The organism is Prevotella marseillensis (genome assembly GCF_900625065.1).
Taxonomy (GTDB): domain Bacteria; phylum Bacteroidota; class Bacteroidia; order Bacteroidales; family Bacteroidaceae; genus Prevotella; species Prevotella rara.
This window is the reverse complement of record NZ_UYXY01000001.1, coordinates 2,342,469-2,365,380: the sequence shown is the minus strand read 5'-3', so window position 1 is coordinate 2,365,380 and position 22,912 is coordinate 2,342,469. Positions and strand designations below refer to the sequence as shown.

The following is a 22,912-nucleotide window of genomic DNA, read 5'->3' as shown; positions in this document are numbered from 1 at the left end:
AGTGAACCGTTCTTTCCATTATCGTGCGTCGTGGCTCAATTACACGTGCATAGCTATAGTTGCAGGGGCAGCCATCTATTCTCTATGGCACCGCTCTGCCGTCAATGCCCTTGTGGGCTTTTTGCTTATGGGTGTCGTCGTCCTGATGATAGAGAGGATAATACATACGGTCTATGTGCTCACGTCCGACGGACGGCTGATAATCAGTCGCGGCCGCTTTTCGCGCAGCCTGTCTGTCCCCGTCAACGAGATTATCCGCATGAGGGTGGTCAGACCCGGTCTGCTTGGCGTGAGATACATCCTTATAGAGTATGGCGCAGGGCACGAAACCACTGTGCAGCCGGTCAATGAGGAGGCCTTCATGCGCGAGGTGAGAGACCGGCAGGAGCGCATAAGCTTAAACATTAATGAAGATGAAGATAAAGAATAACAGAAATACAGAATCTGCAATAAAGCTGTTTTTTGCCTTGATACTGGTTGCCATGGTGTCTGTTACGGGCATGGCAGGCGCGGCAAGCGGGCGCGGAAGCATGGCGGCATACGCCGTTAATGACGAAGACACGGCCGACGCCGACACCGTTATATCTGAAGAAGACCTGCCATGGCCGGCAAATGTAAAGGCAAGGATAGGCTCGCTTCTTGAGAACGACATGTTCGAGACGTCGACTGTGGGCATTATGGTGTACGACCTTACGGCCGACTCGGCTATATTCTGCCACAACGCGCGGCAGCTTATGCGTCCGGCAAGCTCGCTGAAGATGATGGTGGCTGTGGCCGCGCTCGACAGGCTGGGCTATGGCTATAAGTATAAGACCACGCTTTCTTATTCAGGTACGATAGACAGCTGTGTGCTCAGGGGTGATATTTATTGCAAGGGCGACTTTGACCCTGCGTTCACAACGTCCGACCTCAACGACTTCGTAGACAGCCTGAAGAGTCTTGGCATCGACACTATTGCAGGCGACATCTGTGCCGATTTCTCCATGAAAGACGACGACCGCCTCGGCGAGGGATGGTGCTGGGACGACGACAACCCCGTGCTCTCGCCGCTGCTAGTATCGCGAAAGGACGAATTCGTTGAGTCGTTCAGAAAGAAGCTTGACAGGGCAGGCATCGTCGTAGACGGCAGCGTGCGCTCATGCCGCACGCCCGGCAACGCCCGCAGGATATGCACCGTTGAGCGGGCTATTGGCGACGTGATGATCCGCATGATGAAAAAGAGCGACAATCTTTATTCCGAATCGGTGTTCTATCATCTGGCAGCGTCTTCCGGTTCTTATGCTCCTGCCACGGCTAAGCAGGGCCGCCAGGTTATGAACCGGCTGATTCAGCAGCTCGGCTTTAAGCCTTCAAAGTATTACATTGCCGACGGCAGCGGCCTGTCTCTGTATAATTATGTGTCGCCCGAGCTTGAGGTGGCATTCCTGAAATATGCCTATAAGCATAAAAAGATATATGAGCCGCTGCGCGAACTCATGCCAGTGGCCGGCGTTGACGGAACGCTCGACGACCGCATGCAGCGCGGATATGCTCGCGGCAACGTGCATGCCAAGACCGGAACCGTTACCGGCGTGAGTGCCCTTGCGGGCTATTGCACGGCTGCCAACGGCCATGTGCTGTGCTTCTCGATAATCAACATGGGCATAAGACACTCGTCTTCGGGCCGACGTTTTCAAGACCGCGTGTGCGAGGCGCTGTGCCGTCCTTGACCATAAGGCAGGCTAGTCCGTCATGGCTAGCCTGCCTTTTTTAGTTTTTATGCCTAATTTTATTTAATAAAAAGTTTGGTAATATTACTTATGTTTATACCCGATAGGGTGTAATATGAAATAAAATTAATAAAATTATACCCTAAAAGGTATAATTGTTATATTTCTTTTGTATATTTGTACCCAAACGGGTATAAAATGGACGACAGACTGATAGCAGATTTTGTTAAAGAAATGCGAAAGAAGTTTAACCTCACTCAGGTAGACCTGGCCGACAAGTCGGGCGTTGGTCTGCGCTTTGTCCGTGAGCTGGAGCAGGGCAAGCAGACCTTGCGCATGGACAAAGTGAACCAGGTGCTGAGCCTTTTTGGCCGACAGGTGGGTGCCGTGGAGATACGCTCCGGGCGCGAACATGAGTAGGCTGTGCCGTGTGCCGTTATGCGGGGCATGGCCGTATGGCGTGTTTGTCTCCGTGTTTTTTATTCCTTACAGACTAAAACCTTGTGCCTATGAAAACAGCGATAGTATATCTTTACGACCGTTTGGCAGGGCGACTCACTGAAGACGAGAACGGATTTACGTTCTTGTACGACCCCGACTTTCTTGCTTCCGACGGGGCGGAGGCCGTCAGCCTTACGCTGCCCCTTACCGACAAGCCTTATCACGACACCGTGCTGTTTCCGTTTTTCGACGGACTTATTCCTGAGGGATGGCTCCTCAACATTGCCGAGAAGAGCTGGAAGATAAACCAGCGCGACCGCATGTCTCTGCTTCTTGCCTGCTGCAAGGACTGCATAGGGGCTGTGAGCGTGGTGCCGGAACAGGACGACAAGGAGGAAGAACGGGAAGAATGAAAAATTAAAAGGTAAAAATTAAAAATTTAAATCCTCTTTCTCGGTGTTCTTTTGTTTATCCAATTATGAATTATGAACTAATAATTATGAATTAACCATGAGGTGTCTTTATTGTTACAAGGAGTTGAAGGAGGGGCAGACCGACTTTCATCCGGCTTGTGCCCGCAAGTTTTTCGGCACGCGCAATGCGCCTTCATTGCCTTATGTCAGGGCGCAGCTGGGCGACCTTGCGCGTCAGGTGGTGCGCAGTCAGACTACGCTTACGGGTGTGCAGGCAAAGCTCTCGCTCGACATCGACCGCGGAGGCAGGAACGAGCCCGACCGCTTTACCATCGTTGGCCTGTGGGGACGCTTCATCCTGAAGCCTCAGACCACCACATACCGCGCGCTGCCCGAGCTTGAAGACCTGACGATGCATCTGGCCGAGGCAGCCAAGATAACCGTCGTTCCGCATAGCCTTATACGCTTCAGCGACGGCGAACTGTGCTACATAACAAGGCGAATAGACCGCACGGCCGACGGGCACAAGATACCGATGGAGGATATGTGCCAGCTGACGGAGAGGCTTACCGAGTATAAATATAAAGGTTCTTACGAGCAGATAGCCAAGGCGATAAGGAAATATTCGGCCACGCCGAAGCTCGATGTGGTAAACTTCTGGGAGGTTGTTGTCTTCTCATGGATAACGGGCAACGCCGACATGCACCTGAAAAACTTCTCGCTTTACAACGCCATGGACGGCTCGTATACGCTAACTCCGGCTTACGACATGCTCTCAACGGCCCTCGTAATGCCCGAGGACACCGAGGAACTGGCTCTGACGCTCAACGGAAAGAAGCGCAAGCTGCGCAAGGCCGACTTCATAAAGTCGATAGCTTCGTCGGGCATTGAGGAGAAGGTGATAGAGAACATGGCGCGCAAGTTCAGCCGCGTGTTGCCTAAGTGGTTTGAGCTTATCGACATGTCGTTCCTGCCGGAAGACATGAAGCATCAGTATAAGACGCTCATCCTGCGCCGCATAATAATGCTGAAATAGTATGCGTCCAGGGCTTGCAGGTAGCTGCTGAGGCAGAGGCATATCGCCGGTTAGCCTTGGCAGGTGGGCGGATGCAGCCCTGCCTGCATGATGCTCTCGCCGCATCATATCGCCGTTGCTTATGGCTTTCGTAACATACACATATTCAGCACGTTACAAAAGGCCGTATTTCACCTTCCGAAAGACGGCCTTTTAGCTTGTAAAAGGTGCCCTTTTGCATGCCGAAAGATGGCCTTTTGCAAAGCGGGTGTTCCCGGTCTTTGCTGTCTGACATTCATTTCGGGGCGTTATCCGTGAAATGTCAGACAAATGTCAGCAAGTTTTTTCACTGCAAAAAAGCCAAATCGTTACTTTTGCATAGTTGCCACAGCTTGCGCCAGACTGCTGCCGCGCAGCCGTCGGAATGTGTACCTTCGGCATGCTGACTGAATGTCCGGCAGCAGCGGCAGCATGCTTGCGCAATGTAACAACCCGGATAGTTCAGATTTAAGCATTATGCGAAAGATACTTGTTTTTGCCATCTTGCTCGCGGCTTTGGCTTTCGGCATAGACGCCCTTGACCGCAAGGACGATATGCCCGACATGGAACGGCGGCTCATGGAGCGGCTCAACGTGGCGCCGCTTGCAGAATATAAAGACCGCGACTTTGGCTTCGTGGCACGTTATCCCGACATATTCGTAAAGAACAACGACACCACCGGCCGCTATTTCGGATGCTCGCGCTTCGATTTTTGGCAGCTTACGATAGAGTGCTACGTGGTCTACGACAGAAAGGAGCGCGGCTTCAAGGAGTATATGGACTCGATAGCCTCTGCCATGAAGGCCGACTCATGCCGCCGCAGGGGCAACAGCTTTGTGGTGTCGTCGCCGCTTTATGAGGACGGGATGCTCATCGACGGATTCCGTTATTATGCAAAATATGTCAAGGGCGACAATGTATGGTTTGTCTATGCGCTGCATTATCCGGCGGCATACAGCAAGTCGCTCGGCCGTCTGTTCAGTCTTGTAGACGGATGGCAGGTGTGGAAATGAGCGTCATGTGGACGTGTCTGAATCCTCCGTGGAATGGTGCAGCTCGTTTAACCGTCAACCGTTCATTGCCCGAATTTGATTTATCCTACAGACACATATATGCTCTAAGCCGTTCTAGTCTTTTCCGTTATCGTCTTGCCGTCCGCCTTTCGTGTCATAATCAGCTGTTTCTGCCGGAAACATACCGCAACAATGCTGAATTATGATGGCCGGTTTTGGGGGTGATGTCTTACCCTGAAAAAAGTTGACTCATAAATAAAATAATTATGAGGAAAAATAAATCACAAAAGGGTCAATATCTTCAAAAAGTGATAGATCTTCGCTCTTCAGGTGTAAGTTTTTTGGGAATATCAAAAATAATTCCCGTATCAGAGGCTACAGTTCGCCGCTGGTGTGCTAAATTTGCACCTGAATTGTATTATGTCGATTTTATGACAAAGAAAAAGACACTAAGAGAGAAGCATGTTCGTGACTCAGTCAGCCTCCCGTCAGACATAGAGGCCCTTCAGGCCGAGATACTCCGTCTTAAGTCCGAACTGACCAAGGCCGAGATAAAGGCCGAGGCTTATGACGAGATGATAAATGTGGCCGAATCCGAGTTAGGCATCAGCATAAGAAAAAAATCTGGCGCCAAACAGTAACATTCCTGCACACGAAGAACCCTGTCCGATACAGGGTGAGACATCTTTGTGCGCTGTTTGGCGTAAGCAAGCAGGCCTATTACAAGTATGATGAGTCAAAGTCAATGATGAGGGCCGCCCGTGATGCCTTTGTGATTGAGTATATCCGCAAGGTGCGCCGTATAGACCCCGGAATAGGCGCATTGAAGCTCTGGCACATGTACCGGCGTGATTTCAGCGGCAACAGTCCCGTCGGCCGTGACCGTTTTATAGAAATAATGTCATGTAACGGCATGATTCTCCGTAAAAGGTTGCGCCGTCCACGTACCACTGACTCAAGGCACGGTCTTCCGACATATCCCAATCTTATAAAGGAAATGTTGCCCCTCAGACCTAACCAGCTATGGGTCAGTGACATAACGTACATAATTATTTGGACAGACGACATACACTACCGTTTCTGCTACCTTTCAATTGTACTTGATGCATATACAGAAGAGATTGTAGGATACTGTGTCGGTCCGACGCTTGAGACGGCTTATCCCATTGAAGCACTGTGCATGGCTTTGGGAAGGCTGAAGGGCATGGACGGCATCAGCCTTATACATCATTCAGACCGCGGCGTACAATACGCAAGTTCCGAATATGTCAGGCTGCTTAATAAAAATGGTATAAGTATCAGTATGACGGAGACCGGGGATCCGAAGGACAATGCACAGGCAGAGCGTATTAATGGTACCATAAAGAACGAACTCCTTAAGGGTATGAGGTTCACCGACATCGGCCAGGTCAGGGAAGCCGTGGCAACGGCCGTGGACTTCTACAACAACGAAAGGCCGCACATGAGCATCAACATGATGACACCGGCACAGGCTGCTTCATGTCAGGGTGAGATATCTAAGCGTTGGAGCAGTTTTAGGACAAAGGCCATAAAAAACAGACAGGAATGCTCCGATATTGGAGAAGATGGACTATCTTTGCCTTCTGTTCATGGTGTCCTTTCCGGGCTACGCCCTCCAAGGACACCATGAACAGGGATTCTGTCCCGGTAAAAGTCAACTTTAATCAGTAATTAAAAGTAGAGTCAACCAATAACAGTTATAAGTTTAACCAGAGTCAACTTTAATCAGGGAATGGCTTGTTAGAAGTCAACCAATTTTAGGAAAGGACATGAAAAAGCGTCATGTGACGAGTTGTGATGAGTTGACAATTCAACTCGTCACACTGCATCTTGCTGATATTCTGCATGTTAAGGCCGGTTGTGACGAGTGACGAGTTTTTTAAGAAAAAGTTTTTCTGTCATTCTGCCTGGCAGCGAGCGGCAGCATAAGTCGGTCAGATTGTTATATGGAAGATAACGGAATATGGTAAAAACGAAGCCAGGCACATAGCGGAAACCGGTTCCGTATGTGCCTGGCTGTTGTTGTTACGCGTAGTAACGTATCAAATAAAAAGACTTTCAGATATCTTTGCCGAGACCGTCTTCATGTCTTTTCGTTTGTTCATTGTTTATTCCTCTGCGGCTTTCTCCTCAACTGCGCGGAAGTTTACCAAGTCTTCCTCGATGAAGCTCTTTACATAAGCAGAGTGGCCGATCACCTCAGCCTCAGCATGGCGTACATATACGTTGGCGCTCTTTGTGAAGAGGTGAGGAGCACGTGTGGCGTCGCTCAGTATGAGCAGTGACATGATTATGTCGCCGGTCATCTCGTACAGACGGCGTGCAAGGAAGTCCTGAACCTCCTGGTTGCCGGCCTCCTTTACATAGTTTACGGCCTGCTCATAGAGTTCTGTCATCTTGGCAACGCGTACCTGCAGCGGCTTCAGCTCTTCGGCAACCTCTTCAGCCAGCATCTCCTTGATGATAGAGAGGTAAGTTCCGTTGGTGATGTAGCGTATAGCGGCAACCACCTGCAGCTGTGTCGTACCCTCGTAGATAGAGAAGATACGTGCGTCGCGGTAGAGGCGCTGGCTCTTATACTCCATGATGAAGCCCGAACCGCCGTGAACCTGTATTGCGTCGTAGGCGTTCTGGTTTACATATTCAGAGTTCATACCCTTTGCCAGCGGTGTGAATGCGTCTGCCAGACGTGTGTAGGTCTTCATCTCCTGGCGCTCCTCAGGTGTGAGTTTGCGCTCCTTCGAGATGTCTTCGAGAGCCTTGTAGAGGTCAACGTAGCGTGCTGTCTGATACAGAATGCTGCGTCCGGCATCGAGTTTTGCCTTCATGCGTGCCAGCATGTCGTATACGGCCGGGAAGTTAATGATGGCCTTGTCAAACTGCTTGCGCTCCTTGGCGTATGCAAGAGCCTCGTTGTATGCAGCCTGGCTTACGCCCACGCTCTGTGCTGCGATGCCCAGACGTGCGCCGTTCATAAGTGCCATTACATATTTGATAAGACCCATGCGTGTGTTTCCGCAAAGCTCAGCCTTGGCGTTCTTGTATACAAGCTCGCAGGTAGGTGAGCCGTGGATACCCAGCTTGTTCTCAATGTGGCGCACTGTTACGCCGCCCTGACGCTTGTCATAGATAAACATTGACAGTCCGCGGCCGTCGTGTGTGCCGGCTTCGCTTCTTGCCAGAACGAGGTGGATGTCAGAGTCGCCGTTGGTGATGAAGCGCTTTACGCCGTTGAGCAGCCAGCAGCCTTCTTCCTCGCTGTATGTTGCCTTGAGCATTACGCGCTGCAGGTCGGAACCTGCGTCGGGCTCGGTGAGGTCCATACTCATTGTCTCGCCGGCACAGACACGCGGAATATACTTCTGGCGCTGCTCCTCGTTGCCAAACTCATAGAGAGTCTCTATACAGTCTTGAAGGCTCCATATGTTCTGGAAGCCGGCGTCGGCTGCGGCAACAATCTCAGAAGCCATAGAGTAGGGAGTTACCGGCATGTTGAGGCCGCCGTAACGGCGAGGCATTGATATGCCCCAGAGTCCTGCCTTGCGTGTAACGTCAAGGTTCTCGTAGGTCTTCGATGCGTAGTGCATGCGTCCGTCAACGAGGTGCGGACCCTCGAGGTCTACTTCCTCACTGTTGGGCTCGAGCACGTTGGCTGCAATGTCGCCTGTAATCTCAAGCACTCTTTTATAATTCTCCAAAGCGTCCTGATAGTCAACAGGTGCGTCTGCATATTCATCCTTGTCGGCGAAGTTGCGTTCCTTCAGTTCGACAATCCTTTTCATTAAAGGATGGTTGAGGTGAAACTCAAACTCAGGATGGTCTGTATAATAGTTTGCCATTGTTGTTATTCTTTTTATGAGATAAATGGGAGCTGTGTTACGGCTGGCGTCGTGTCAGGGCCTTGCCTTGTGTCTGCCGCCGTGCGCCGGCTGTCGCGATGCGTAGGGCATGCTGTGCCGGCTTGTGGCTGTGAGGCTCAACTCCCGGTTTATTTGATTATTTGCTGTTCTGCTTGTAATACTTGATGAGTTTCGGAACCACGTCTTCAACGTTGCCTACGATTACATAGTCGGCAATCTGGTTGATAGGAGCGTCGGGGTCGTTGTTCACCGAGATGATGATGCCTGAGTCCTGCATGCCGGCTATGTGCTGTATCTGGCCTGAGATACCGCAGGCGATATATACTTTAGGATGAACGGTTACACCGGTCTGTCCGATCTGTCTGTCGTGGTCAACGAAGCCTGCGTCAACAGCGGCGCGGCTTGCTCCAACCTCTCCGTGAAGTTCCTTTGCCAGCTTGAACAGCATGTCGAAGCCTTCCTTGCTGCCTACGCCGTAGCCTCCGGCAACAACGATGGGTGCGCCTTTAAGGTTGTTCTTAGCCTTCTCAACATGGCGGTCGATAACCTTTACGATATAGTCGGTTGTGGGAACATACTTCGCAACGTCGGCATAAACCACCTCGCCCTTGTAGTTCTCGTCGAGAATCTCGCGCTTCATCACGCCCTCGCGCACTGTAGCCATCTGCGGACGGTGGTCAGGGTTGACGATAGTGGCAACGATGTTTCCGCCGAAAGCGGGGCGTATCTGATACAGGAGGTTCTCATAGTGCTTACCTGTCTTCTTGTCGTCGTAGTCGCCAATCTCGAGCTGTGTGCAGTCTGCGGTGAGTCCGCTTGTGAGAGATGACGATACGCGCGGACCGAGGTCGCGGCCTATTACGGTTGCTCCCATGAGGCAAATCTGCGGCTGTTCTTCCTTGAACAGATTTACCAGGATAGATGTATGCGGTGCGGATGTGTAGGGGAACAGTCCTTCAGCGTCGAATACAAACAGCTTGTCGACGCCGTAGGGCAGTATCTGGCTTTCCACTTTGCCCTTGATGCCTGTACCGGCAACCACGGCGTTGAGCTCAACACCGAGCTGGTTGGCCAGCTTGCGTCCTTTGGTGAGTAATTCTTGAGATACTTCGGCAACGGCAGTACCCTCTATTTCGCAATAAACAAAAACGTTATTCATAATTTACTTGCTTTATTTGTGAAAGAAAACCGGGAACGTGTCCTTGTGCATTTCTGTGGCATCATGCGTCCGCAGTTGCCGTTAAGGCGGCGGAAGGCATGTGCGGCGGGCAGTTCCGCAGGTTCTTTTTATCCAATAATCTTTTCGTCCAACAGTTCTTTGATGAGGCAGTCGATCTCGTCGTCACAGCATGTGAGAGTCTTGCATTCCTTTGCCTGGAACACGATGTTCTTAACGGCTTTCACCTTTGTGGGCGAGCCTGCCAGTCCGCACTGCTGCGGGTCGCCGTCAACGTCGGCCACTGACCATTGGTTAAGTGTAAGATAAGGACGCTTCTCGTAGAGCTCGGCATAAGGCATGTCGGGTGTGCGCTCGAGCGGAACGGTGGCGTATTTGTATTTCATAACGAGTTTTGCGTTGCAGGGGCGGCATGGTGCTGCGCTTCCGTTTACGGTTATCAGCACGGGCATCGGAGTCTCTACGGTTTCAACGCCTCCGTCGATGTGGCGGCGTATGGTGAGCTTTCCGTCCTCGCATTTCAGTATTTCCTCTGCATAAGTAACCTGAGCGAGGCCCAGCTTCTGAGCCACCTGAGGTCCTACCTGTGCTGTGTCGCCGTCGATAGCCTGACGTCCGCCTATGATGATGTCGGCTCCGCCAATCTTCTTGATGGCTGTAGCCAGTGCGTAAGAAGTGGCCAGGGTGTCAGCTCCGGCAAACAGGCGGTCGGTAAGCAGCCAGCCTGTGTCGGCTCCACGATAAAGTCCCTGACGGATTATTTCGGCTGCGCGCGGAGGTCCCATGGTGAGGATTCCTACGGTTGAGCCCGGATTCTGTTCTTTCAGTCTGAGTGCCTGTTCAAGGGCATTAAGGTCTTCAGGGTTAAAGATTGCCGGCAGCGCGGCGCGGTTAACAGTGCCTTCGGCTGTCATCGCATCTTTGCCCACATTCCTCGTGTCGGGTACTTGTTTTGCAAGTACGATGATTTTCAAATTCATAGATTAAGCTTATAATGTAAATTCTTAGATTGCAAAAATACACTATTTTTGCTTTTTGACAAAAAAAACGGGCAAAAACGTACGTTTTTACCCGTGTATTTAAACCCTTTTAAACGGTTGTGGCATGTGCAACGCGCGTTGTGTCCGCACACATAATAATGCTCTGCTTCACTGATGTCAGGCGCTGATGCCGCCTCACCGTCTTGCAGGCGGTTGTTACTTGTTGCGCTTCTGCAGAGTCATCAGCACTTTTCCGTCGGCTGACTTCAGCGTAAGCGTGCTGTTGTCCTTCAGCTCGTAAGACTTAACTTCGTTGACAGCCTTGAGCACCTGCTCCTCGGTCTTCATGTCGTGGCACATCATCCGTGTGCTGCCTACTGTGCCGAAAGATATCGTGCCCTTCTTTGCGTCAGCGTCAAGCTGGCCGAAGATGCGGTTGCAGCTTGTGCTTCCGTACATGCTCTTCTTTTCAACGTCGAATCCTATGAAGGCTTCGTTGTCGTTGTCTGCCTTTGTTATGCTTTGACCGTTAACTTCGGTTATTTTCCATTCTCCGTTTAGTGCAGACACTGATGATGCAGCGCTGTTAGATGTCTTGCATGACGTTGTGGCTGCGAGCAGTCCTGCCATGCATAATGCTACAAATACTTTTTTCATTCCTTTTACTCTTTATTGTTAATAAAATGTTGTCTTTCAGGCTTTTGCCGGTTGCGTCCGGTCTTTCTGACCGGTGCTTCCAGCCTGATTGCAGTGGCCTTTTTGACCATTTGGGGTGCAAATTTAAGTAAATTATCGATGAAAAGGTAAAATAAAGACCATAAATAACTAATGTTTCGCATAATTCCGTTTTTTTTGCATATAGCCTTATGCGTGGTCATGACGCATGCCGTATGCCGTTGTATCAATGGTGCGGCGCGCCTTTTCCGGCGGCTTTGCGGCTATGAAAATTCATGTCGTTTAATCGGCTGTTTTGCTTACATATTGATTTCTGTTGACGCTCCCATACTGCGATATTTGCAAATAAAACTCCGCCGGACGAGAATAATGCAGATATTGGTGTGCAGCGTGTAAAGCGCACTTCTACAGCGGTTTACGGGCTACTGCTGTCGACGTGTGCATCTTTTTGATGCGCTTTATTGGCTGAAAGCATGCCTTTTGCATGTCGAAAGCTGCCGTTTCGGGTTGTGATTTGCACTCTTTTAGGCATTAAAAAGCACTGTGTTATATCGGCGGTGCAGTTCGTTTTTACTGCTGTGTTGGTCGTTTTGTCGTGTTGAGGCTGCCGGTCTGCGTTGCGCCTCGTGGCTTTCGGTGCGGATATTTCTCCAGAATGGTCAGTAAAGTTGTATTTTCTCTGTTTACGTTTTGCGCGTCATGCTGCTCCGCCGGTTTACAAAGTGTCATTCTGACGTCATGGCTCACTTTGTCCACAATATTCCGTAATGCCTTCATGACAGGTCTGTTTGCCGTTCCGTCGTACCGATAAATATATGTTCCGATTATACAAAAATCAGTCGGCCACTTGCTTATCTCGCTATTTATATTTAATTTTGCATTAGTTCGTCCGCAGCCGTTCCGTCAGCCTAAGGCGGCAGGGCGGTGATATGCCGGACGTTTTAATGCTTATGATAGATCAGGCAACGATAGACAAGATAATGGATGCCGCCAACATTGTTGACGTGGTGTCTGAGTTTGTTTCGCTCCGCAAGGCGGGCGTAAACTATAAGGGACTGTGCCCCTTCCATAACGAGAAGACTCCTTCGTTCGTGGTGTCGCCCGCCAAGGGCTACTGCCACTGCTTTTCGTGCGGCAAGGGCGGCAATCCCGTAGGCTTCATCATGGAGCACGAACAGATGACATATCCCGAGGCGCTGAGATGGCTTGCCAAGAAATATCACATAGAGATACAGGAGCGCGAACTCTCGGACGAGGAGAAGCGCGAGGCGAGCGAGCGCGAGAGTATGTTCATCGTGAACGACTGGGCGCTTAAATACTTCCAGGACAACCTGATGAACACCCGCGACGGGCAGGCCATCGGCATGCAGTATTTCCGTTCGCGCGGATTCCGCGACGACACGATATATAAGTTCCAGCTGGGCTATGCGCTGCCTGAACGCGACGCGCTGGCACGTGCAGCTCTGGCAAAAGGCTTCAAGGAGCAGTTTCTGATAGAGACCGGCTTGTGCTACCGCAAGGAGAACGGACAGCTTCAGGACAGATATGCCGGCCGTGTGATATTTCCCGTGCATACAATAACGGGGCGCGTGGTGGCCTTCGGCGGGCGCATACTTACCAACGATAAAAATGTGGCAAAGTATGTCAACTCGCCCGAGTCGCAGATATACCACAAGAGCAACGAGCTCTACGGCATATATCAGGCCAAGCAGGCTATAACGCGAAACGACCGCTGCTATCTCGTTGAGGGATATATCGACGTTACATCGATGCACCAGAGCGGCGTTGAGAACGTAGTGGCATCGTCGGGAACATCGCTCACCACGGGGCAGATACGCCTCATACGCCGCTTTACGAAAAACATCACCGTGCTCTACGACGGCGACTCTGCCGGCATACATGCTTCTATACGAGGCATAGACATGCTCCTGGCCGAGGGAATGAACGTAAAGGTGCTGCTGCTGCCCGACGGCGACGACCCCGACAGCTTTGCGCGTAAGCACACCGCACAGGAGTTTCGCGACTATATCGAAGCGCATCAGACCGACTTCATCGAGTTTAAGACCAACCTGCTGCTAAAGGGCGTAACCGACCCGATAAAGCGCTCGCAGGCCATAAGCAGCATTATCAAGAGCGTGTCTGTAATAGACGACCAGATAACCAGGGCCACATACATGACCGAATGCTCACACCGGCTTGGCATAAACGAGGCTACGCTCGTTAGCACTGTCAACAAGTTTATACAGGGCGAGATGGAGGAGCAACTCAAGGAGGCAAGGCGCGAGGAGGCAAGAGCCGCCGCACAGCCGCCTGAAGTGGAGGTAGACGCCAAGTCGGATGTAGAGTCGAAGGTAGAATACATGCTCACGCAGATGGTGGTACGCCACGGCAACGAGGTGCTATATAAAGATGTGGAGACCGAGGATGGCGGAAAGATCAACCTGAGCGTGTCGCAGTATATCAGTTACGACCTCGGGGCAGACGGACTCAAGTTCCACAACGAGCTTTACAACCGCATACTGCAGGAAGCCGTTGAACACAACGATGACGAAGGCTTCAACTCAGAGGCCTACTTCACCCATCATCCCGACATCGAAGTGAGCCGCGTGGCCACCGACATGGCCATCGACCATTTTCAGCTGAGCCGCAGTCTGCAGGTGAAGAGAGATGAGGACACGCTCCGCAACCAGGTGATACATCTCATACTCGACTTCCGCCTTGACTATGTTGAGCATAAGATGGAAGACCTGAAGCGCGAGATAACCCAGGCATCAGGCGACACCGAAAAGATGATGAGCCTCATGGCCGAATATAAGGACATGCAGGGCATACGCAACTCGATAGCCAAAGAACTCGGCAGCGAGATAATCGTGTGACGTGGCATCTCATGCAGTATCATGCTGCGTGGCCGGACGTTGCACTCAGGCAGTGAGAATACAGCCGCAGGCATCTTGCGTGCAGGCGGAATAGATAACGTAAAAAGGCATACCGTATGATTTACGTACACTGGATATTCTTCTTGCTCTATGCATTCATAGTGATAGCAGCAATGGTAGCCGTGCTCATGGACAACCGTCAGCCGGCCAAGACCATGGCGTGGATACTCGTGCTTGTGTTCCTTCCCGTTGTGGGCTTCGTGCTATATTTCTTCTTCGGGCAGAACACACGCAAGGAGAAACTCATCAGCCAGCAGAGCATGGACCAGCTGACAAAGCGCTCCATGCTCGGATTTGCCGAGCAGCAAAACCTCGTGTTGCCTGACGAGCACAGCGTGCTCATAAAGCTCTTTGCCAGCCAAAACTGGGCTTTGCCTTTCAAGAACAATGAGACCGACATCTATACCGACGGCTACGGATTCTTTCATGCTCTGCTGCGCGACATATCCCAAGCCCGTCATCACATACATCTCGAGACCTATATTATATGCGACGACCCTCTGGGCTATCTCGTTTCCGACGCACTCATTGCCAAGGCAAGAGAGGGCGTTGAGGTGCGTTTCATCTACGACGACGTGGGCTGCTGGAACGTTCCCAATTCGTTCTTCGAGCGTATGCGCAATGCCGGAATAGACGTGCATGCCTTCATGCCGGTCAAGTTTCCTGCATTTACCAGCAAGGTCAACTACCGCAACCACCGCAAGCTGTGCGTTATAGACGGCCGCGTGGGCTTTATCGGCGGCATGAATATCGCCCTGCGGTATATCAAGGGCCGCAACGGAACCGCATGGCGCGACACTCATCTGCGCATAAGGGGCGGCGCCGTCTACGGCATACAGCGCGCCTTCCTGGTCGACTGGTTCTTCGTCGACCGCACGCTCATCAGCAACCGCTGCTATTATCCGCCCCACGACGACATCCGCCCCAACGACTGCATAATGCAGATAGTTACCAGCAGTCCTATCAGTCCGTGGCCCGAGATGATGCAGGGGTATGTCCGCATACTGCTGGAGGCAAAAAAATATGTATATATGGAGACGCCATATTTTCTGCCAACCGAGCCGGTGCTCTTTGCCATGCGCACCGCAGCCCTTGCCGGAGTAGACGTAAGGCTGATGGTTCCGCTGCACTCAGACGCCAAATTCGTTGAGTGGGCAAGCCGTTCATACGTGCAGGAGAGCGTCGATGCCGGTGTTAAGGTCTATCTGTATAAGCCCGGTTTCAACCATTCAAAGTTGCTTGTCAGCGACGACAGCCTGTCAACCTGCGGCTCTACCAACATCGATTTCCGCAGCTTCGACAACAATTTTGAAGTCAACGCCTTTATCTACGACCGTGATATGGCCCTTCGCATCAAGTCGGTCTTTATGGAAGACGTGAAGCAGTGTGTCGACTATGAAAAGTATATGAGCACGCGCCGTCTTTCGTTCCCTCACCGTTTGCTTGAGTCGCTGATGCGTGTGTTCTCGCCGCTGATGTGATTTTCAGTCAATATTTCCTTAATGTCTTTCTTGTCTTTAGTTTCGTGTATAGCCTGTTTTTCCGGCAGTCCACGGCCGGGATATTTTTATGTTGACGTCTGCCTCTGCTTGTTCAGGCGGCAAGCCGCAAATAGTAAACAAAAAGACGGCTGAAAACATAAGTTTAATTGTATAATATAAACCCAATATACTGCCAGCCGACCGTTTGTCTATAAAATCGTTTCAATGCTAGACAAATTGGCAATTGTGTATAAAAATAATGCCGTGTAACATAAAAAATAAACATAAAAACTTTTTTATTTGATATAATATTGTTATTTTTGCCACCGACGATGCCAGTTCCCTGGGAACGGGCGGGGTCATAACATCGATGGATTGAAGTTTAGGCATTTTTAGGATGCTGACTTCGGAAAGGCGTTTACGGACGTTAATTCTGTGCTCTCAAAACTTCGCAAACTTTGAATCAGCTCACAGAAATAATGCAACGGAACGTCTGCGTGGGTGAATTATATCCCAATGATGGCCATATAAGTTTTATATGGCTGTGTGTTGTATATATAATTCCACTTGGCGTGGGCTGGCAGCGTTGTACATTGAAAGACGATATTTCTTATTTGTTACCTACTTGATTATCAGCAGGTACAGGAAAACTCAAACGTAAGCATCATTTTATTGGGTGACAAGAAAGAACCAACAAAATGAAAAACAAATCTTGTGCAACAAATTTTGCTACCCAACAACCATTTTTCCTGTTACTTTTACTTCAAGAACCATTTTTACTGGCGGAAAGAAAAAAGATGTGTTACTTGTCTATGGCTGCCAACCAAAGCCAATACACAAATATAAATTCATTCATCTTAGGATATATATACTAATGGATTGGATGAACTGAACGAATTGCGGAGCGATAGCCCAATCGTGCCATGTGCAGTATTGGGTTGTCGCTCTCTTTCTTTCCGCCAGTAAGAACTCTTGTATGATTTCTGTTACTTTCCATTTGTAATCGCTTGTTTCAAGTCGTTCTTGTCTCTTTTTATCCTCATATCTCAACTTTTCTAATTGTTACTCCGCTACCTGAATCTTCATCACCATTTCTGGGCTTTGATAAATTTGGTTGCAAAGGTAATGTCTGTACCCATATTCCTTGCAAGGTCAGTGCCTATGGTCTCTTGCTAAAATCTCCACCTTGCAGGTTGTATTTTAGCAGAGAACCTTGCAGGAAAAGCACAGACACCTTTTGAGGCAACAAAATTTAAAACAATCCCGAAATTGCAGATGCAAAATTAGGGAATAAAAAAATGAAGACTTATGGCAAACATTTGTGACACTCAGTACAAGGTGATGGGCGAACGCAAGGCGGTAGCCGACCTTTGGAACACGCTCCAAACAATGGAGGTGAACACCAAGAACGTACATCTCTACAAGTTGGCGGAACACTATGGCATCGACTATGAGAAGATGGGCATATCGGTAAGAGGATATATCTATTGGGCAGAGTTTGAGGCAGACGAGGACATCTGCTTGTTGTCCTTTGACACCGAAAGTGCATGGTCTGCCTGTGAGGAGTTCTTTGATGAACTGAACAAAGTTCTTGGTGGAGAACTTTCCGTCAGTTATCGTGAGATAGAATGTGGATGCGACATTTTCTATGTCCATGACGAGCAAGGCTTCTTCCCAGAGGAATGCTGTGTGAGTTCTTCGGGTGAGCCTTTCGAGGATGCTTGTGAGGACATCTTTGACACTTGCCAAGATGCTATTGCCAAGTGGTGTGAGAAGATGGGTATCTCGCAAGGTGACAGAACCGAAGATGAAATGGTGGACTTCATCAACGGCTATGAGTATGAGAACGTGGACACCTATTTTTATATAAACAAGTTCACGTTTGACTGATGGAAAGATTTGAGACGATAGAGAAAATCCCCACATGGGCATTATGCTACATCATCAATGGCGACCCTACGGGATTGAGTGATGAAGACATCAAGATGGTTGATGGCTTCATGCAGAAATGGCAAGTGGAGATTGTTTCTCCACTCAGCCAAGATGGAAACGCATCATTCTCGCACTATCCTGCCTTTGGACTACCTGCTGAGGTTGAGGATTGCAAGGTGATTTATCATTCGGAGAACCCACAAACTTTATAGAGCTATGTTTGAATACGAAGAATTGACCGACATTATCGGTTGCAGTTGTACACTGCTGATACCCTACAGAGGACGCACAGAAGGTTTCGTGGTTGCAGACTATGGTGAGGACATCGTAGTGAAATTGCGCAATGGCAAGGAAATTGTAGAAAGACGTGATGACGTTCTTGTCTATGACTGACGAAAAGGATGCTTGGTGAAGGTTATACTCGCCAGGCATCTTTTTTCTTTCCGCCAGTAAAAGCCCTTTTGTATGTAACGGCAAACTCCCTTCATCGTTTGCCGATAAACTTTTATATGGCTATGCTTTGATGGTTGTATTCGCCAAATGGCGACCTGCCTCTTTGTATGAGATAAAATCTGCGACTACGCCTTTCTTGGAGCTTTTCGTACAATGAAGCCTTTTGTCTGAGGATGGATCTTGTTTGCAGCATTGCGATTGTAGTTGGTTGCTCATGCTTACCTTCCTCTACAAATAGGAGTAGCCTTCGAAGCAGGTTTTCCTTCTGCTTGTCTTTGTCAATATGCTCATGCGACCACCCTCCATGCGGAAAAGTGTATTGCCTGTTGGTTTACCATTGTTTATGACGGCACACGCCATGGAAACGTATTTTGCATTGGTGATGGTTACTGCAAATGATTGAGCCATACGATGCTGTTACGGTGTTCTTGCGTTCTTTCCTGAATTACCGATTTTTTGAAGCCACTATTTTTCCTATGCAAAGGTAGCGTGATGCTTCGACAGATGGAATCCGTCTTGTGCGGTCGCTTCGCTGTGACCAATAAAATAGCCGATAATCTTCCTTTTTCTCCTCACCGCCAACAGAAAACGAGTATTATCGTCGATTTTCATGGTGCTGCCCTCATGTGCCACATCCCTGCTCTTGGATTGCATGTAAAAATTAAGTTTCACTTCAAAAAGTAATTCAATATGAAAAAGATCGAGAACACTTTCGTAGTAACAGGATTCGTAGGCAACAACGCAGAAATCCGTCAGTTCACCAACGCTTCTGTAGCACGTTTCTCATTGGCAGTCAGCCGTCAGGAGAAGAATGGTGAGGAAACCAACAGAGTATCAGCTTTCATGAACATGGAGGCATGGCGCAAGAACGAGCATGTTGATTCTTTCGACAAGCTGCAGAAGGGAACCATGCTCACCGTCGAGGGCTACTTCAAGCCAGACGAGTGGGTTGATCAGCAAGGCACCAAGCACAACCGCATCGTCTTCATCGCAAACAAGTTCTATCCTACACCAGACAAGGAGGAAGCTCCAGCGGCAGAGCCTGAAAAGCCTACGAAGAAAGGCAAGAAATAGGATTTCTTCATTCTCTCCAATAAACAAAGCGGCTTCGGTCGCTTTTGTTTTGCTCATACAACCATGTTTACTTTTATACCCACTATTAGCAAGTTTACTCTTATAACCGCATGCGTACTGCTATTATAAGCGTCAAGCCGTCTTCCCTTTTTATTACTTTGTCCCACCCATCTGCGAAACCGCACCAACAGTTCGTCAAAGCGACATTCTTTATTTATCGGGAGTAAGATCCCGAAAGATGAAGAATGACCATTTGCCGAAGGACAAGCACGAACAGAATGGCATTGGCTAACGGCATCCGTGACGCAACCGTCACTTACATGCTGTCTACCAATGCCACCCTTTTCGTTAAGTTGCTTGTCTGGCTGTTGCGCAGTTTCACTCCCACCCATATCTTTTATATTCGCTTCTCGTCTTCCTTTTATAATCCATGGTTTACCCTTTTTATAGCCGTCACAAAGATTTCATGCCAAAAGGCTCCTTGACTGTGGCGACCAACTGTCGCTACTGCAATAAGCCACATGGCATGAAGGCAGGAGCGGAAACACACTCGGCATGGATGCCAAGAGAGTTTCCCAATTACTCCTGCCGCATCTTTGTTCCATTCTCTTTTATAAACGACAGGTCGTCTTTCCATTTTTATTACTTTGTCCCACCCATCTGCGAAACCGTACCAACAGTTCGTCAAAGCGACATTCTTCATTTATCGGGAGCAACATCCTGAAAGATGAAGAATGGTCATTTGCCGAAGGACAAGCACGAACAGAATGGCATTGGCTAACGGCATCCGTGACGCAACCGTCACTTACATGCTGTCTACCAATGCCACCCCTTTCGTTAAGTTGCTTGTCTGGCTGTTGCGCAGTTTCACTCCCACCCATATCTTTTATATTCGCTTCTTGTATTCCTTTTATAATCCATGGTTTTCCCTTTTATAGTCGTTACAAAGATTTCATGCCAAAAGGCTCCTTGACTGTGGCGACCAACTGTCGCTACTGCAATAAGCCACATGGCATGAAGGCTGGAGCGGAAACACACTCGGCATGAATGCCAAGAGAGTTTCCCAATTACTCCTGCGGCATCTTTGTTCCGTCCTTCTATTATAATCGGCAAGCCATTCTCTCTTTATAGCACTTCGTCCCTCCCTTGCGGAATTGCACCAATGGCGCAGTTCCACACCCACCCTTTTCTTGTTGTAATCTTATGTAGTAGCACTTATAGCCATTTCATTTCGTCCATCGTCTTTGCCGCTTCGGATATTTTCCGCAAAGGTACCAGTTGCGTGGCAAATGCCAAATTGGGCATCATGGATGCTTTTCAAAAAATCTTCCTCTATGTGCCTTGCATATAGAGCGTATTTTTCGCTTCCGATTTGTCTTTTTGCCTTCCAACTCCTTTGCGTGGCGGAAAAATATCCCTTGGGCAAGCCGAAAGGCTTCCGAAAATAGGGAAAATAAATAATCGAGTTTAACGCAAATAATTTTTCCGACTATGGCAAGAATGATAGACGACAACATCAAGAGACAGCTGAGCAAGAGGATGGATTTCTTCTTGAAGTATTTTCCTGTGAGGGTTCGCAATGTGGGCGAGGACGCAGTGGCTGCACGCCAACTGATTTGGGCGTTCAAGGATGCAAGGGACAACGCTTTTGAGAAGGTGGCGCAAATGACCGCAGCACATCTTATCAAAGTTTGTGGTGAGAAGATAAAGGACATCGTGTTTGTATGTGTGCCAGCCAGCACCCAAGCCAAGAACGAGAGTCGATACATGGCTTTCTGTAATCGTGTGAGCGAGCTTTGCGGCATCATCAACGGCTATTCGCACATATCCGTTTCAGGCGACCGCTTGGCAGTACACGAGCACCGCCATGACAAGGAAAAGAGCATCTCTAAGACACAAGTGATTGAGTTTGATGAAGCCTACTTCAAAGGCAAGGACATCTATGTTTTTGATGATGTGGTAACGACCGGCGCAAGCTATGCCATTTTTGCCAATCAGTTGGAAATGTTTGGCGGAAACGTATTGGGAGGTCTTTTCTTGGGACGCACACACTATAAATATGCAAAGTGATATGGATAAGACAAAGTACATCAAAGCCAATTCCGTGGCTTTTTCGGGACATCGCACGATAGCGGAAGACCGCAAGGACGAGATAAGGAAGAAACTGAGGGGCAAGATAAGGCTGCTCTATGCTATGGGCATCACCAATTTCTATTGTGGCATGGCACTCGGTTTCGATATGTTGGCAGCCGAGGAGGTGATTTCATTGAAAGTGGAACTTCCCAATCTGAAACTTATTGCCGTCATTCCCTATGACGGTCAGAACGAGAGGTGGAGCGCAAGGGAGCAAGACCGCTATTGGGATATTCTTGACAAGGCGGACGATGCTATCCTGTTGAGTAAGCACTATTTCAATGGATGCTTGCTCAGACGAAATGATTATATGCTTTCTCATTCGTGCGGACTGATTGCTTTCTTCGACGGCAAGCCCAAGGGCGGCACGTTCTACACTTGTCGAAAAGCCAAGTCGATGGGGATGGACATCATCAATCTGTACAAGTCACAAGTATAATAAACGAAAACTATAGCTTATGAACGACATCGTATCTTTGTTCGTGGTGTTCTTCGTGTTCAAGGCTTTGGGCGGAACGCTCAAAAGCCTTTTCCACGGAGACAAGCGAAATGATTTCAGAAGAGACAGATAAGGAATTGCCTTATCTGCCAATCTTATTATTCTACAAGGTCAGAACATCTTGTGTACTTTTTCGTGCGCAGATAGTAATGGCTTTGTGGAAGGAAAGTGTATGCCTATGCCGCAAGACACTTATAGGTAAGCCGTACCACAAATGCAAGTTGCGGTATGATGATTGTCGGCACCCCTATATAAAACTTCTTGTGCATGGTCTTGTGATGAAAAGCCTTCATCCCAAGCCATGCACCTATACTGCCACCCAAGACAGCCATTAGCAAGAGTGTCGCCTCCGAAATGCGCCATTTCCCTTTCTTTGCCTTATATTTGTCAATGCCGTAAGCGATGAAAGTTACGACGTTGGCAAGTAAAAGACAAACTATTATAAAGTGTAGCCAATTCATTTGCCGAACATCTTTTTTGTTTCTGCCTCACTCATTCTTGTAGTTGGATATTTTGTGGCAAGTTCATGATTAATCGCCTTGCCTTCCTCATACATATCAGCAACGGCATCTGCAAAGCCATAGCCGTTTCCATCAGACCATTTTACGCATTGCTGAAGTCGCTTGTCGTATTTCTCCCACAGTCCGTTGGCTGCAATGTGCTTGACAGTCTTGTCGAAGTTGCTTTCAACGGAGTCGTAGTATTGTTCCCACATGTCACCATAGTCGTAGGTGAACTGGGTAGCCCATTCCATATACGACACCATCAGTTCCGCAAGGGCATCAGCGGACGGCTTGAGTTTCTTGAAGTCAGCCACAGCCTTTCTGCAAACGGAAAAGCGTGTCTGTGGTTCTCGTCTTTTCTTGGGATAGAACTCCTCACGGATAATACTCTTGTATTCTTCGAGTTTTCCTTTCTCATCAGGACAGGCATAGAACTCCAGGTATTCCTTGGCTTCCTTACGGGCGGAATACAGTTCAAGTACCATTTCTATGATTTCTGCCTTCGTCATTGACTGGAGCAGCTTCTTTATCGTTGATTTTGACATAGCAATCCTTTC

The 22,912-nt window shown here is 49.0% G+C and carries 23 protein-coding genes; 16 read left to right on the top strand and 7 right to left on the bottom strand.

The genetic code is table 11. The annotated features are described in order from the left end of the window. Nucleotide 1: 1 nt before the first annotated feature. The 8 genes from EJL04_RS09650 to EJL04_RS09615 all read left to right on the top strand — a co-directional run bounded on the left by EJL04_RS09650 (nucleotide 2) and on the right by EJL04_RS09615 (nucleotide 6,282). Nucleotides 2–430 carry a PH domain-containing protein gene (locus tag EJL04_RS09650; RefSeq protein ID WP_125104795.1) on the top strand — a complete coding sequence of 143 codons (429 nt, stop codon included), beginning with the start codon at nucleotides 2–4 and terminating at the stop codon, nucleotides 428–430. Then, nucleotides 414–1,709 (top strand): D-alanyl-D-alanine carboxypeptidase/D-alanyl-D-alanine endopeptidase, encoded by a 1,296-nt coding sequence (dacB, locus tag EJL04_RS09645; RefSeq protein WP_125104794.1) that lies wholly within the window; start codon nucleotides 414–416, stop codon nucleotides 1,707–1,709. Before EJL04_RS09650 ends, dacB begins: the two co-directional genes overlap by 17 nt. Nucleotides 1,710–1,907: 198 nt before the next feature. Next, on the top strand, nucleotides 1,908–2,129 hold the full coding sequence (locus tag EJL04_RS09640) for a helix-turn-helix transcriptional regulator (protein ID WP_021855683.1): 222 nt from the start codon (nucleotides 1,908–1,910) through the stop codon (nucleotides 2,127–2,129). Nucleotides 2,130–2,218: 89 nt separating this feature from the next. Beyond that, nucleotides 2,219–2,563: a HipA N-terminal domain-containing protein gene (locus EJL04_RS09635; RefSeq protein ID WP_021855682.1), complete on the top strand. Its 345-nt coding sequence runs from the start codon at nucleotides 2,219–2,221 to the stop codon at nucleotides 2,561–2,563. Nucleotides 2,564–2,660: 97 nt separating this feature from the next. Further along, on the top strand, nucleotides 2,661–3,599 hold the full coding sequence (locus EJL04_RS09630; RefSeq protein ID WP_125104793.1) for a HipA domain-containing protein: 939 nt from the start codon (nucleotides 2,661–2,663) through the stop codon (nucleotides 3,597–3,599). Nucleotides 3,600–4,094: 495 nt separating this feature from the next. Further along, on the top strand, nucleotides 4,095–4,631 hold the full coding sequence (locus EJL04_RS09625) for a hypothetical protein (RefSeq protein WP_125104792.1): 537 nt from the start codon (nucleotides 4,095–4,097) through the stop codon (nucleotides 4,629–4,631). Between the two features lie 266 nt (nucleotides 4,632–4,897). Next, nucleotides 4,898–5,272, top strand: coding sequence for a transposase (locus tag EJL04_RS09620; protein WP_125103787.1), 375 nt, complete (start codon nucleotides 4,898–4,900; stop codon nucleotides 5,270–5,272). 35 nt (nucleotides 5,273–5,307) lie between these two features. Then, nucleotides 5,308–6,282 carry an IS3 family transposase gene (locus tag EJL04_RS09615; protein WP_241209979.1) on the top strand — a complete coding sequence of 325 codons (975 nt, stop codon included), beginning with the start codon at nucleotides 5,308–5,310 and terminating at the stop codon, nucleotides 6,280–6,282. Between the two features lie 478 nt (nucleotides 6,283–6,760). On the opposite strand, the gene EJL04_RS09610 is transcribed toward EJL04_RS09615, so the two are convergent. The 4 genes from EJL04_RS09610 to EJL04_RS09595 form a co-directional block, all read right to left on the bottom strand. Then, nucleotides 6,761–8,491 (bottom strand): acyl-CoA dehydrogenase family protein, encoded by a 1,731-nt coding sequence (locus EJL04_RS09610; RefSeq protein WP_125104791.1) that lies wholly within the window; start codon nucleotides 8,489–8,491, stop codon nucleotides 6,761–6,763. 157 nt (nucleotides 8,492–8,648) lie between these two features. Continuing rightward, the gene (locus EJL04_RS09605) at nucleotides 8,649–9,671 is read right to left on the bottom strand and encodes an electron transfer flavoprotein subunit alpha/FixB family protein (protein ID WP_021855678.1); all 1,023 of its coding nucleotides are present in this window, start codon (nucleotides 9,669–9,671) and stop codon (nucleotides 8,649–8,651) included. Between the two features lie 128 nt (nucleotides 9,672–9,799). After that, nucleotides 9,800–10,669 (bottom strand): electron transfer flavoprotein subunit beta/FixA family protein, encoded by an 870-nt coding sequence (locus tag EJL04_RS09600; protein ID WP_053397941.1) that lies wholly within the window; start codon nucleotides 10,667–10,669, stop codon nucleotides 9,800–9,802. Between the two features lie 216 nt (nucleotides 10,670–10,885). Then, nucleotides 10,886–11,326 carry an META domain-containing protein gene (locus EJL04_RS09595; RefSeq protein WP_125104790.1) on the bottom strand — a complete coding sequence of 147 codons (441 nt, stop codon included), beginning with the start codon at nucleotides 11,324–11,326 and terminating at the stop codon, nucleotides 10,886–10,888. A 968-nt stretch (nucleotides 11,327–12,294) separates the two neighbouring features. Here EJL04_RS09595 and dnaG point away from each other — a divergent pair. The 5 genes from dnaG (at nucleotide 12,295) to EJL04_RS09570 (ending at nucleotide 18,086) form a co-directional block, all read left to right on the top strand. Beyond that, nucleotides 12,295–14,220, top strand: coding sequence for a DNA primase (dnaG, locus tag EJL04_RS09590; protein ID WP_125104789.1), 1,926 nt, complete (start codon nucleotides 12,295–12,297; stop codon nucleotides 14,218–14,220). Between the two features lie 116 nt (nucleotides 14,221–14,336). Then, on the top strand, nucleotides 14,337–15,761 hold the full coding sequence (gene cls / locus EJL04_RS09585; protein ID WP_125104788.1) for a cardiolipin synthase: 1,425 nt from the start codon (nucleotides 14,337–14,339) through the stop codon (nucleotides 15,759–15,761). Nucleotides 15,762–17,069: 1,308 nt separating this feature from the next. Beyond that, nucleotides 17,070–17,651, top strand: coding sequence for a hypothetical protein (locus EJL04_RS09580; protein ID WP_125104787.1), 582 nt, complete (start codon nucleotides 17,070–17,072; stop codon nucleotides 17,649–17,651). Next, nucleotides 17,651–17,905, top strand: a complete 255-nt coding sequence (locus EJL04_RS09575) for a DUF6926 domain-containing protein (protein WP_010537207.1) — start codon at nucleotides 17,651–17,653, stop codon at nucleotides 17,903–17,905. Before EJL04_RS09580 ends, EJL04_RS09575 begins: the two co-directional genes overlap by 1 nt. Nucleotides 17,906–17,909: 4 nt before the next feature. After that, on the top strand, nucleotides 17,910–18,086 hold the full coding sequence (locus EJL04_RS09570) for a hypothetical protein (RefSeq protein WP_010537206.1): 177 nt from the start codon (nucleotides 17,910–17,912) through the stop codon (nucleotides 18,084–18,086). A 288-nt stretch (nucleotides 18,087–18,374) separates the two neighbouring features. On the opposite strand, the gene EJL04_RS09565 is transcribed toward EJL04_RS09570, so the two are convergent. Continuing rightward, nucleotides 18,375–18,554 (bottom strand): hypothetical protein, encoded by a 180-nt coding sequence (locus tag EJL04_RS09565; protein WP_125104786.1) that lies wholly within the window; start codon nucleotides 18,552–18,554, stop codon nucleotides 18,375–18,377. Nucleotides 18,555–18,836: 282 nt separating this feature from the next. Between EJL04_RS09565 and EJL04_RS09560 the strand changes: the two genes are divergently transcribed. From EJL04_RS09560 to EJL04_RS09550, 3 genes are all read left to right on the top strand, one after another. Beyond that, nucleotides 18,837–19,220 carry a single-stranded DNA-binding protein gene (locus EJL04_RS09560; RefSeq protein ID WP_022121712.1) on the top strand — a complete coding sequence of 128 codons (384 nt, stop codon included), beginning with the start codon at nucleotides 18,837–18,839 and terminating at the stop codon, nucleotides 19,218–19,220. Between the two features lie 1,491 nt (nucleotides 19,221–20,711). Continuing rightward, nucleotides 20,712–21,290, top strand: coding sequence for a type I phosphoribosyltransferase (locus tag EJL04_RS09555; RefSeq protein WP_125104785.1), 579 nt, complete (start codon nucleotides 20,712–20,714; stop codon nucleotides 21,288–21,290). Nucleotide 21,291: 1 nt separating this feature from the next. Next, complete coding sequence (locus EJL04_RS09550) at nucleotides 21,292–21,792, top strand: SLOG family protein (RefSeq protein WP_164511746.1); 501 nt, start codon at nucleotides 21,292–21,294, stop codon at nucleotides 21,790–21,792. A 236-nt stretch (nucleotides 21,793–22,028) separates the two neighbouring features. Here the strand turns inward: EJL04_RS09550 and EJL04_RS09545 are convergent, their stop codons facing one another. Together EJL04_RS09545 and EJL04_RS09540 are read right to left on the bottom strand one after the other, a co-directional pair. Further along, complete coding sequence (locus tag EJL04_RS09545; RefSeq protein ID WP_125104783.1) at nucleotides 22,029–22,313, bottom strand: DUF1294 domain-containing protein; 285 nt, start codon at nucleotides 22,311–22,313, stop codon at nucleotides 22,029–22,031. Further along, nucleotides 22,310–22,900 carry a DUF6155 family protein gene (locus EJL04_RS09540; RefSeq protein ID WP_125104782.1) on the bottom strand — a complete coding sequence of 197 codons (591 nt, stop codon included), beginning with the start codon at nucleotides 22,898–22,900 and terminating at the stop codon, nucleotides 22,310–22,312. The genes EJL04_RS09545 and EJL04_RS09540 overlap by 4 nt, the downstream gene beginning before the upstream one ends. Nucleotides 22,901–22,912: the final 12 nt, after the last annotated feature.